Annotated in this window: 10 protein-coding genes; 8 read left to right on the forward strand and 2 right to left on the reverse strand. The window is 36.9% G+C overall.

The window, feature by feature from the left end:
* The first annotated feature begins 9 nt into the window (after positions 1–9).
* The 8 genes from ACFOW1_RS06945 to ACFOW1_RS06980 all read left to right on the forward strand — a co-directional run bounded on the left by ACFOW1_RS06945 (position 10) and on the right by ACFOW1_RS06980 (position 7,609).
* Positions 10–789, forward strand: a complete 780-nt coding sequence (locus ACFOW1_RS06945; RefSeq protein ID WP_379013163.1) for a Fic family protein — start codon at positions 10–12, stop codon at positions 787–789.
* A gap of 13 nt (positions 790–802) precedes the next feature.
* Entirely contained in the window at positions 803–2,272 is a 1,470-nt protein-coding gene (locus tag ACFOW1_RS06950) for a class I SAM-dependent DNA methyltransferase (RefSeq protein WP_379013165.1), read from the forward strand.
* A gap of 3 nt (positions 2,273–2,275) precedes the next feature.
* Complete coding sequence (locus ACFOW1_RS06955) at positions 2,276–3,802, forward strand: restriction endonuclease subunit S (protein WP_379013167.1); 1,527 nt, start codon at positions 2,276–2,278, stop codon at positions 3,800–3,802.
* Positions 3,803–4,575: 773 nt separating this feature from the next.
* The gene (locus tag ACFOW1_RS06960) at positions 4,576–4,800 is read left to right on the forward strand and encodes a DUF2188 domain-containing protein (RefSeq protein ID WP_379013168.1); all 225 of its coding nucleotides are present in this window, start codon (positions 4,576–4,578) and stop codon (positions 4,798–4,800) included.
* A gap of 191 nt (positions 4,801–4,991) precedes the next feature.
* A complete protein-coding gene (locus tag ACFOW1_RS06965) occupies positions 4,992–5,906 on the forward strand; it encodes a hypothetical protein (protein WP_379013169.1) in 915 nt (304 codons plus the stop codon).
* Between the two features lie 628 nt (positions 5,907–6,534).
* Positions 6,535–6,837 (forward strand): hypothetical protein, encoded by a 303-nt coding sequence (locus ACFOW1_RS06970; protein WP_379013170.1) that lies wholly within the window; start codon positions 6,535–6,537, stop codon positions 6,835–6,837.
* A complete protein-coding gene (locus tag ACFOW1_RS06975) occupies positions 6,837–6,938 on the forward strand; it encodes an ATP-binding protein (RefSeq protein ID WP_379013172.1) in 102 nt (33 codons plus the stop codon). The genes ACFOW1_RS06970 and ACFOW1_RS06975 overlap by 1 nt, the downstream gene beginning before the upstream one ends.
* Before the next feature lie 2 nt (positions 6,939–6,940).
* Positions 6,941–7,609, forward strand: a complete 669-nt coding sequence (locus ACFOW1_RS06980; protein WP_379013174.1) for a hypothetical protein — start codon at positions 6,941–6,943, stop codon at positions 7,607–7,609.
* A 500-nt stretch (positions 7,610–8,109) separates the two neighbouring features.
* Here the strand turns inward: ACFOW1_RS06980 and ACFOW1_RS06985 are convergent, their stop codons facing one another.
* Both ACFOW1_RS06985 and ACFOW1_RS06990 read right to left on the reverse strand, forming a co-directional pair.
* Positions 8,110–9,210 carry an efflux RND transporter periplasmic adaptor subunit gene (locus ACFOW1_RS06985; protein WP_379013175.1) on the reverse strand — a complete coding sequence of 367 codons (1,101 nt, stop codon included), beginning with the start codon at positions 9,208–9,210 and terminating at the stop codon, positions 8,110–8,112.
* A gap of 29 nt (positions 9,211–9,239) precedes the next feature.
* Positions 9,240–12,374, reverse strand: a complete 3,135-nt coding sequence (locus ACFOW1_RS06990) for an efflux RND transporter permease subunit (RefSeq protein ID WP_379013176.1) — start codon at positions 12,372–12,374, stop codon at positions 9,240–9,242.
* Positions 12,375–12,377 lie beyond the last annotated feature (3 nt).

Here is a 12,377-nt window from a genome sequence, read left to right on the forward strand (position 1 = left end):
TATTGCTTAATGGAAATTATTGAAGAAGCATATTTAAGTAATTATAAAAATCAGTTGCAGGTCAATTGTAATGAAGCTTTGAAAAGTGTTGGTGAAATTGAGCTATCACCAAAGACCTTTACTTTCTACACATCGGTTGCAGTGATTGCTTCATCAAGAATTGAAGGTGAACAAATGGAACTTGACAGTTATGTAAAACACAAAGTGCAACACATTGACTATCTTCCTGAATTAGTAGAAAAAACAAACGACCTATACCTCGCCTATTTATTTGCAAAAGATAATACACTATCAGAAGCTAATTTTATTCATACCCATCAATTGCTAACCAAACATTTATTACCTGAAAAAGACAGGGGTGTTTACAGGAAAAATGAAATGCTGGTGATGGAACACAAAACAGGGAGAATACAATTTGAAGCAGCACCTTTTGCAATTGTAACAACCGAAATGGATAAACTTTGGATGGATATTAATAACCTGTTGCTACAAAATTTATCTGTTGAAGAAGTATTTTACTATGCATCGTTTATTCACTTGGTATTTGTATGCATTCATCCTTTTAATGATGGCAATGGAAGGGCTGCCAGGCTATTGGAGAAGTGGTTTTTAGCTCAAAAATTGGGCGAAATAGCTTGGTATTTTCAATCGGAGAAGTATTACTATCACAACGTAAATAGTTATTATAAAAACTTGAATAGATTGGGTGTGTTTTATGAGCAATTGGATTATGGAAAAGCAGACGCCTTTTTGCTAATGCTACCCAATGCTATTAACTATGAAGGATAAATAAAAACAGTACATGAGCAACATATCTGGCATCATCAAATCAATCAGAGATATTTTTCGGAAAGACCCCGGCCTTAATGGCGATGCACAACGCATAGAGCAATTGGGGTGGATGATTTTTTTAAAACTTTTCGACGATAAAGACCAAGAAAAAGAACTTTTAAACGAAGCCTATAAATCACCCATACCTGCACATTTACAATGGCGTAATTGGGCTGCTAATGATGAAGGCATTACAGGCGATGAACTAATTGGCTTTATTAACAACCAACTGTTTCCTGAACTTAAAAACCTACAAGTAACTGCCGATAACAAACTAGGCGTTACCATTAGGCAAATATTTGATGGCACCAACAACTACATGAAAAGTGGTACTACTTTTCGTCAAGCCATTAATAAGCTGAACGAAATAGACTTTAACAGTAGCAAGGAGCACCACATTTTCAATGCCATATATGAGGATATTTTACAAGGGCTTGCCACTAAAAAAGATACAGGTGAGTTTTACACCCCAAGGGCTGTTACACAATTTATTATTGATATGGTAAACCCAAAATTGGGCGAAACCATTATAGACCCTGCCTGTGGCACAGCGGGCTTTTTGGTATGTGCCATTGAGCATTTAAAAAAGCAGGTAAACAATGTGGCAGACCGTCAAACCCTGCAACAAACCATTAAAGGTACAGAGCTAAAACCCCTGCCTTTTATGCTGAGTGTGGTAAACCTAATTACCCACGATATTGAAGTACCACAAATAGACAACAACGATGCCCTTAGCCGAGAACTTACCTCGTACAAAAAAGCAGATAAAGTAGATATTATTGTGGCCAACCCGCCTTTTGGTGGTGTGGTAGGCGATGGTATGGAAACCAATTTTCCACTCAACTACCGCACTAAAGAAAGTGCCGATTTGTTTTTAATACTCTTTATACAATTGCTAAACGATGGTGGCCGTGCAGGTATTGTATTGCCTGATGGTAGCTTAACAGGTGAAGGTGTAAAAGCCCGTGTACGGGAAAAGCTATTAACCGATTGCAATGTGCATACCATAGTACGCTTACCCCAAAGTGTATTTGCACCCTATGCTACGGTAAATACCAACCTCATTTTCTTCGAGAAAAAAACAAGCCAATCCTTTCATCCTGAAAATCAAGGTTCAGACAAAAAATACGCTACCCAACACATTTGGTATTACGAACACACGTTACCAGAAGGGGCAAAAGCCTACAACAAAACCAAGCCTATACGCATAGAAGAGTTTGAACCACTAAAACAATGGTGGCACAACCGTGCCGAAAGCGAAGTAGCTTGGAAAGTGCCGATAGCAACTATTGTAGAATGTGGCTTTGATTTGGATATTAAGAACCCGAATAAAGTGATGGAAGAAGTGGTGTATGATAAAAATAAAATCATTTCAAATTTAAAAATCTCGTTTAGTAAGTGTCAGAGTTTGCTCGAAGAGTTAAATGTTTCAACTAATTAATTAATGGCAAAAGAAACATCGTCAACAATCTTCAAAAATTTGGTTAGCAGTCCAATCGGACTTATTGCAGAGTTCATTGTAAGTAAGCATGCAGATAAGTATGGTTATGAACCTTTACGAAAGTATTTCTTAGAAATACAAACAGGTAAAACCCCACCAATGAGTAATTCCGATTATTATTCATCGAATGATATTGAGTGGATAAAACCATCAGACATTGGTTTTGAAAAATATATTACCGCATCAGATTGGGTTTCAAATAAAGCGGAAAAAGAAAATAAGGCGACCATTTACAAGCCAAATACTATTCTAATTATCTGTATTGGAGGTGGAATAGGCAGATTAGGTATAGTCGATAAAAAATGTTCTTCTAATCAACAGATTACCGGTATTCTTTTTAAAGAAAACGTCTTGCCTGAATTTGCTTATTATTTCTTTTTATCTCGTTACAAAATTTTTGAAGAAAACTCGTCAAAGTCAACTTTACCTATTATCAACCAAAAAGGATTAGGAAATCTTGACTTTACTTGTCCAGATATTAAAGTACAAATAGAAACTGTACGGTATTTAGATTATTGTAAACAATGCTTAGATACATTAACGTACCCCACTGATTTTAATTTTTATTTAACTAACGACATATTAGAGTTCTCAAATAAAGCATTCAAAGCATATTATACTCAGAAAACTTTACTTTTTGAATATAAAAGCCAACTCACCCAAATAGAAAACCTCAACCAAGCCATTTTACAAGAAGCGGTGCAAGGCAAGTTAGTACCGCAAAACCCTACCGATGAACCTGCAACTGAATTGCTACAACGCATAAAAGCAGAGAAAGAAAAACTAGGCAAAAAAGAAAAGCCATTACCACCTATTAAACCCGAAGAAATACCTTTTGACATTCCTAAAAGTTGGGTGTGGTGTAATTTTGGTGTATTGGCAGAACTATTAAATGGTGATCGAGGCAAAAATTATCCTAATCGAGAAGAATATGTAAAGGATGGGATTCCTTGGATAAATACAGGACATATTGAAGCTGATGGAACTTTGACAACAGAGGAGATGTATTTCATTACAGAGGATAAATACAATTCTCTCAGGGGAGGTAAGATCCAAAAAGATGATTTGGTGTATTGTTTGCGTGGTGCAACTTTTGGCAAAGTAGCATTTGTTAAACCATACATAAAAGGTGCTATTGCATCTTCCTTAATGATAATTCGATTATCTGAACTTGTTGAAAAAAGATACATCTATTACTACTTAAAAAGCAAACTTGCATACAATCAATTAAGGAGATTCAACAATGGTTCTGCACAACCTAATTTAGCAGCAAATGATGTTCGCTTTTATTATTTCCCCCTTCCACCACTATCAGAACAAAAACGCATTGTAGCCGAAATGGAACAACAACTAGCCAAAACCAAACAACTCAAAGCACATATCATCGCCAACCAACAAGCCACTGAGCAATTGCTAAAAGCATTGTTGCATCAGGCGTTTGAGGTGGGGGAAAGGAGGAAGCGTAATTAATCTGATACTAGCTTGTCAATCTTATTGTTCCTAGCTAAATTTTTAACTTATTTAAGCAACTTCAATCTACAGCGCAAGTTATTATAATTCGTCAAGAATTGTTATAAACCCCATGTGTAAAACTATTAACAGCCAAAATGTTTTTATTTCAAATTTTTCATTTCATATTCGCTACCCTCTGTTAGAAAAGCACCTTTCAGAGTAGTAAGGACGGTATTTAAGGCATGCCATTAGATTAATATGACAAAAATGCATAAAGAACTATTTTCGAGTTTCAAATACTAATAATAAACTCAAAAAAGTTCAATTTGCTTAAAAAAGACATTAAGAGTGAATTGTAAAGGCTAAATTATACTGACATATAAACATGTTACTAAAAGCCAATGCGCCTTATTTTAGTAGATGTTGCACAAAATATTAGTGATTTTTGCTAAAAATATTGACAAAAGAGAATTGTTCAGTAATTTTATCAAAGTTTAGTAAAATTCCGTATTTAGGAATAATATTTGGTTAGAGAAACTTTAAAGCAAATAGGGCTTCAACCGTCGGAAAGTTGAAGCCCAAGTTGGAAAGAGCAAGTTAAGCACTCAATCCAGAGTATGTTTTTTATTCGGCGGCGAAAGTAAGTGTTTGTGTTTTATAAACACCTACCCAAGCCTTAAAAATTTTTAAGCCCTCTCACATTACTCATGCTTGTTCGCTTACCGGAAAAACAACCCTACTTCGAGAAAAGATTGGGGCGAACATTTTATTGACTCATAAAAAAAGTTAAAGTGAGCAAGAAAAATCAGCATGTAGTACCCCATGGAAATTCATGGGCGGTAAAGGGTGCAAGAAACGAAAAAGCAACTAAAGTAGTTCCTACCCAACAAGAAGCCATAGTTATTGCAACAACTATCGCAAAAAATCAGCAATCAGAGTTACTAATCCATGGCAGAAATGGGCAAATCCGTGAACGTAATAGTTACGGCAATGACCCTTACCCGCCTAGCAACTAAGTAACCAATTAGTGGGCAATTTTCTTCGTCTGATTTCAGGCGAAGAAAATTTATGCCTCAAACTGCCGAATACTAGAGTTACTTAAGTATTAAGTACTTAGTAAAAATATTTAATCAAGCAAGTAAATTAAAAATTAAAATGGCCAGAAATGAGAAAGCTTATTTGTGGTCGATAACAAATTATTAGAGTCATGAATAGAGTAAATAACCCAGCAAAATATTTGCAAAACGTTTTACAAGAAGGTATGAAGTATTACATAGGATTTGGTAAAGACCAGTTAACTAAAGTAGGAAAAGAAAATAGCGCTATTGTTAATTTATTATCTAATAAAGCGAAATCAGCTATAGTTTCTGGAAAAAGTGGTGCATTGAAGGAAAATACTTTGGGTAAGTACATAAGAAAGCAACCTGAGCATAAAATATCTGTATGGAAACATATTGAATATTATAGCCACCATTTTGGTAGACAAATTATGTATGACAGAGAGTTCAATATTTGGGATAAGGAATTGTTGTATAAGTATGATATGCAGTTAAGTATTGCCAAAACACCCCAAGGTGAAACAATATTCTATTTTCCTCAATTGGTCATGGAAAACAATGAGAATCATTTTTTTAAGGCAGGTGCAGCTATGAATATGGCGATTCAATTGGGCGGCTACTTCTTATTCTATGATATGGCGTTTGAGCCAATCATACCTGTTACTATTGTTAAGGATAAAAGTATTTTACCTTCTGGATTTAATGGTTCTGTAGCTGAAAAGCTAGATGTTATAGAACAAGCAATGAATGAAGACAATGATCCCAAAGATTTGCACGGTAATAGTTATCGATTTGCACTCTTAAAAGAATTTGCACCTGATGATGTTACAATGGGTATTGGCGGATTTAATGATTATTTGATGTTCGAGTATCGTGACAGAAACTTGATGGTTTTAGAAAATCTGAGGAGCGGTAATGCTACTTTTCTATTCGATTTGTCAAAGTTCGATAAAGAAAAAAGTTTAGACAAGCAAACAGCAAAACAAGACCAATCATTTCTTGAAAGAATTATCCATGAAAATATGGATGATTGGAGTAATAAAATGGGGAAATATTTTAAATAAGCTGAAAACTATATCAATTATGACATAAACATTTACTATATAATCATGGCAAAGTAGTTTTAAACTACGTTGCCATGATTATTGTCATTATTCCCACCCACCTCCAAACCTATAAGGTGTAGCAAAACCTGATAGGATAGCCAAGCTGCCAAGTACAAGTTGCCCTTAAAAACTAGTGTGCGAGCCCCCCCTAACCCCTAAAAAGGGGGGAATATTAGCCGTATTGCCTTCCTTCCCCTGCTTCGTGCTATTTGCCTCACCCATTGAGCCCTTTGCGGTAAAATTCCCCTCTCCTAGAGGGGCTAGGGGTGTTCCCTCTCGCTTCAATAACTCACTTTCTTAGGTTTTCCCGTCATTGCGAGGCACGAAGCAATCTGCACGCTATCAACTAACATCTAACATCCGTAATCTTTCTTCTGCCTCATCCCTACTGCCTGCCCACTCGTTCTCGTCTTCCTGCCTCCTTGCCTTTTCCCTCTTTGCCTTACTTGGGGGATTGAAGGGCTTCTTCGTTAATAGTGAGTTTTATAAAAATGTTAAATAAGCATAAATAGATATGAATATTTTGCACAAAATTGTGAGCAAAAGCAATTTTCAAGAAAATAGGTAGTACATTAGCAAAAGCAATATGGCACTTACTACCACATATAAACGTACATATGGCCGTACCAAAAAACAGGGTACGCAACATGCGCTGCTTACTACTACAGGTAAAAGAGTAATGCCCAAGTTACTTGGCAAAGATATTATTGCCCTAAAAAACATACGTAGGGCAGGCGAAAAAGCGGCATTAAGAGCTAGAAAAACTATGGGCTACACCATAACCCAAAGTGGGAATTGGATTGTTAAAACAGATTCCAAAGGAAATATTGTACAACGAATAGTACAAATAGAAAGAGCAGGTACACCTAAAGTAATACTACTAGATTAATGGCACCAAGGTTAAGGGTATTTGCTGGACCGAATGGTTCTGGAAAAAGTACTATTATTGATGCCGTAAACAGGCAAAATCACCCAAAGGAAGTCCATTAAATTTGGGTATCTACATCAATGCCGATGACATAGCGGTAGCATTACGCCAGCGGACATTCAGTTTCAAAAAATACAACATTAGCTGCGATTTAAATCAGTTGGTAGTGTTTGCAAATGATTCGAGGCTAATTAATACAACATTTACTGAATCATTATTTATTGATGCATTTACGCTATTAGATGACCAACTAATACTAACAAATAAGGCCGCATTGGATGCAGTAGCTCAAATTATCGCAAGATTTCTTCGTACTAAAATGCTAGAAAAGCGGATAACGTTTTCGTTTGAAACAGTATTCTCACATCCATCCAATATTGACATTATGAAAGAAGCGGTAGATGCAGGATATAAGGTATATTTATATATGGTATGTACAGAATCGCCTGAAATTAATAAGTACCGTGTGTCTTATCGGGTAACACAAAATGGGCATAATGTACCACCTAATAAAATAGAAGAGCGTTATTATAGATCGCTAGATTTAATGTTTCCTGCGGCACAGCTTTGTTATCAAGCTTATTTTTTCGATAATTCAAAAGAGGATAGCCCGTTTAACTTATTTGCCCAATTTAAAAAGGTAAATGGTAAAAAGGAATGGGATAAAATTGATAAATCAGATGTTCCTCATTGGTTTATTAAATACTATTCTGATAAAGTAGAGAAGAAGTAATATAAACATATTTCGCTTCGGATTTATCATCTCCTCCCTTTTAACTTAGCTTACATTCACCCCATCCTTTTAATTAGCATTATTCCCACCCCAAACCTATAAGACATAGCAAAACCTCATAAGATAGCCGAGCTGCCTTGTACAAGTAGCCCTTAAAACCTAGGGTTCAAGCAACCACCACCCTTAACCCCTCCAAAGGCGGGCAATAGTAGTCGCATGGTGATAGCCGCTAATGCATTACCGTTTTACAAGTGTTGTAGCAGGTATTAAACAGAAAATATCGCTAATACATTAGAAGATGGATTAACAGAGCTGTTGAAATATACTTTGAGTAGAAAAAAATGTCATTTTCAAATTTAATTTGTTTGTTATTTGCGCTCTCTGTGTTTTTTATAATCTGGCTTCTATTGCAATTAACATCCGAACAAGCATATCGGTACTTATAAAGCTGCCTACCTATTCTAGCACAATACAATATATAAAAATAGTATGTATTAAATCTATTTTTTAATTTTAACAATTAGGTTGGTACCCGCTTTAATTTCATCTGTTGCTTTCAAAAGCAAGGTATCACCAGCTTCTAGGTTACCAAATATTTCTATTTTATCACCAGTATTTAAGCCACTTCTTGCATCAACCCATTCGGCTTTACCATCATTTAAACGAATTACAAATTTCTTCTCTAAGGTGGTGGCAATGGCCGACGGCGCTACCACAAATGAAGCGCCCGATCTGCCCAATTTCATCGTTGCATTGGCATACATGCCAGACTTTAATGCTTGCTGGTCGTTTTTATAAATAAACTCCCAAATTTCTGTTCTGTTGTCTTTAGTAATCGCACCTGCTTTGCGACTTAGTTTGGCATAATATTTTTTGTCAGGTTGCGCATCTACCGTAAAACTAATAACAGACGAATCGGGTGTCGCTGTGCTATAGGCTTCTTGTACGGGCACTTTTAACCGTAGCGAAGCTGTATTTTCGATAACTAATATGGGTTTATTATTGGCTGTACCTACCAATGTTCCTACATCTGCATTACGCTGGGTGATGGTGCCGTTGAAAGGCGCTTTGATTATTAAATATGCTTTTAATTCTGCATAAGCACTCAGTTTTGCATTGGCTGCATCGTATGCTGCTTTATCGGCCAACATCTGATGCCTATTTTTTTCTAATTCGCTTGTGGCTATTGTACCAGTAACTTTTGCTGCATTATCTACTCGCGTAAATGCATCTAAACTAGCTATGTATTTTGAATTGGCAAATTGTACATCAGCACTTGCTTGTGCATAGTTAGCTAACATTTCGGGGGCTTCGATAATTGCCAATACTTGCCCTTGTTGCACTTTGTCGCCAATATCTACTTTTATGCTTTTAAGATAGCCGCTTACTTTGGCAAAAATTTCAGCACGTTCAAGTGGGGTTAATTCTGCTGGAAAACTAAGCTGTTTACTAATTGGTTGCTTTTGCAAAATAAATGCACCCAATGTGTCTTGCGTTGATGCTTTGGTTACTTGCGTTTTCTCTTTTTGATGACAAGACACCAGTAAAAAATTGGTGACAATAACTATGATAACAATTAATGGCAGTGATAAATTTTTCATTATGTATGTATATAAAATGAGTTGTACTATTAATTAAGATCGAAAAATTTACTATTTACATCATTGGGATCTAACGATAGATGCTGGTATGCTTTTTTTCCTTGCAGTTGTTTATAGATAAGTGGCAGAAACAATAGTGTACTTATTGTTGAAAATACTAAGCCGCCAATTACCGCAATACCCAAAGGAGCAGTTTGACTACTACCCTCGCCAAATCCTATAGCCATTGGTACCATGCCTACAATCATGGCTAGGCTGGTCATTAAAATAGGTCTTATCCGATTACTCGCAGCCATCGCATAGGCCAAATGGTTGTTTTGTTTTTGATATTGTTGGGCGTTTGTAATGAATAAAATCGCATTCGCTATAGCCACACCCACAGCCATAATCATACCCATATAAGATTCTATATTTAATGTCTTGCCTGTGATATAAAGTAATAATAATGAGCCTGCAACTACCGCAGGTATTACCGACAATATGGTAAACGATAAACGAAACGATTGAAAACTGATGGCTAATAACATACCTATCACCACAATGGCTATAAACAACCCCAATTGTAATTCACGCATGGTTTGATCCAATAAATCGGCTTGCCCTCTCAAATTTATCTTCACGCCCTTTGGCAATTCGCCCAATGATGCTATTGCTTCGTTAACCCGCTTAATAGCTGTTCCTAAATCCTTATTATGAATATTAGCCGTAATCGTGATGTAACGTTGTTGATTAATACGGTCGTATTCACCAAGCGTATTCACTTTTTTCCAAGACGCAACATCTCTTAAAAAAACGGGATTATTGGTATTGCTAGATAATGGAATAAGTTCCAATTGTTCGGGGGCGTTCATTTTGTACTGTGGAAATTCTACCTGCACCTGATACGCGGTACCTGTGCTTTTGTCGAGCCAATAGTTGGGCTGTGTAAACCTACTTGACGAAGTAGCCGCGACAGACGATTTACTAATCTGGTCAACTGTTAAGCCAAGTTGGCCCGCTTTTACCCGGTCAATATCCACTTTGATGGTTGGATAATCGAGCGGTGTGGCTATTTGCACATCTCTTAAATAATCAATTGTTGATAATTGTTTGGTTAGGTTTTCAGCAATGGCTCTAGATTGCGCAATGTTTTTTCCAAGAACAGCAATTTCAATAGGATTGGTAGACCCTAAATTAATTACTTGTTCCACAATATCGCCAGGCTCAAAAGAAATTTTGGCATTGGGTATGGCCATAGCTACTCGTTGACGCATTGCTTCTTTAAAATCTTCTATGGCAATACCTGCATCTTGTTGAAGGTTAATTTTTATAATGGCTTCATTGGGGCCACCTGTCCATAGATGGATATAATTTACAGGAAAACTGGGCGGTTGTGTGCCTGCAAATGCAGAAGTAATATCTACCTTTCCATGACTGATGCTATCTACAATGGCTAATAAAGTTTTAGTGGCTTCTTCGGTTCTTTCTACCCTTGTACCAGTGGGTAAGCGTAAACGCACCTGTGCCTGACCTGCATCTACTTTCGGGAAAATTTCTGTGCCATTTATTAGAAACAAGCCCACTAAACAAAGTATCGATACCACAATAAAAACGGGTGATACCCATTTTGCATTAGTGGCAAATTGTTGTATCCAATTTTTATATTTACTTTTAAATGTATCTAATTGATGACTACTACCATGCGATAATTGGTTAGTTAATAGCCAGTTGGCTGCTACAGGTACAAATGTTTGTGATAAGATAAAAGATGCAATCATAGCAAAACCCACCGCCAACGATAAAGGCAAAAACATAGCGGCAGGAATGCCCGTCATAAAAAGCGCTGGTACAAATACCGCTAAAATACACAGTAGTATCAATAGCTTGGGTAAAGCAATTTCCAAACAAGCATCCACAATGGCGCGGGGCTTTGCTTTGCCCATTTCCAAATGGGTATGTATATTCTCAATGGTTACGGTGGCTTCATCTACCAGTATCCCTATTGCCAAAGCCAAACCACCTAAAGTCATGATATTAATCGTTTGACCAAATGCATTTAAACAAATAATAGCGGCTAATAGAGATAAAGGAATGGTGAGAATGACAATTAGCGCACTTCTTCTATCGCCTAAAAACAGCAAAACCATTAAGCCAGTGAGTAAAGCACCTAAACCGCCTTCAAAAACGAGACTTTTTAAAGCATTAATTACATAACCCGATTGATCGAATTCGTAAGAAACTTTAATATCATCTGGTACGGCGGCCTGCATATCGGGCAATGCTGCTTTTACTCTTTTTACAACGTCCCATGTAGAAGCGTCGGCACGCTTAGTAACTGGTATATATACCGAACGCTTACCATTAATTAAAGCATAACCGGTTGTAACATCCGATCCTAATTCTACATTACCCACATCCTTGATATACACCGATGCGCCAGCACCTAATTTCAGCGGAATATTTTCTAACTCTTTTATATTATCAACCGTTGTATTTTGCTGGGTAATAATATTTTGATCGCCTACCCTTATATTCCCTGCTGGTGTAATGGTATTAGCTTTTGCCAACGCCTGTACCACATCATCGGGGTTTAAATTATAATCACGAATTTTATCTGGGTTAATTTTAATGATAACCGTTTTTTGGTTACCACCTAAGGGTGGCGGTGCAGAAACGCCTGGTAATGTGGCAAACATCGGGCGTACTTTAAACAAAGCAAGGTCTTGTATTTCACCTAAGGTTTTGGTATCGGAGCTAAAAACCAATTGCCCAACCGGTACGCTTCCCGCGTCGAACCTAGTCACAAAAGGTGGCACAGTACCCGGTGGCATAAATGCCCTTGCTCTGTTTACATAACCCACTACTTCGCCCATTGCCTGACTCATATCTGTACCTTCCTGAAATATGATTTTGATAATGGCAGCGCCTTGTATAGATTTCGATTCTACAACTTTTACACCGGTTACATATAAAAAGTGGTACTCATAATAAGAGGTAACAAAACCTTCCATTTGCTCCGGCGATAAACCGCCATATGGCTGGGCTACATAAATAGTAGGCAGGCCCATTTTCGGGAAAATGTCAATCTTCATTTTATTGATAGCCATCACCGAAAAAAAAGCAATTGCCAAAACAGCAACGATGATGGTTACAGGTTTTTGCAAAGCACCTTTAATAATATTCATTAT

This window comes from Parasediminibacterium paludis, assembly GCF_042651445.1.
In the GTDB taxonomy this organism is placed as follows: domain Bacteria; phylum Bacteroidota; class Bacteroidia; order Chitinophagales; family Chitinophagaceae; genus Parasediminibacterium; species Parasediminibacterium paludis.

Coding starts and splice junctions, on each gene's coding strand:
- ACFOW1_RS06990 (WP_379013176.1), bottom strand. CDS start 12,374: ATGAATATTATTAAAGGTGCTTTGCAAAAACCTGTAACCATCATCGTT.
- ACFOW1_RS06970 (WP_379013170.1), top strand. CDS start 6,535: ATGGCACTTACTACCACATATAAACGTACATATGGCCGTACCAAAAAA.
- ACFOW1_RS06945 (WP_379013163.1), top strand. CDS start 10: ATGGAAATTATTGAAGAAGCATATTTAAGTAATTATAAAAATCAGTTG.
- ACFOW1_RS06975 (WP_379013172.1), top strand. CDS start 6,837: ATGGCACCAAGGTTAAGGGTATTTGCTGGACCGAATGGTTCTGGAAAA.
- ACFOW1_RS06950 (WP_379013165.1), top strand. CDS start 803: ATGAGCAACATATCTGGCATCATCAAATCAATCAGAGATATTTTTCGG.
- ACFOW1_RS06955 (WP_379013167.1), top strand. CDS start 2,276: ATGGCAAAAGAAACATCGTCAACAATCTTCAAAAATTTGGTTAGCAGT.
- ACFOW1_RS06965 (WP_379013169.1), top strand. CDS start 4,992: ATGAATAGAGTAAATAACCCAGCAAAATATTTGCAAAACGTTTTACAA.
- ACFOW1_RS06985 (WP_379013175.1), bottom strand. CDS start 9,210: ATGAAAAATTTATCACTGCCATTAATTGTTATCATAGTTATTGTCACC.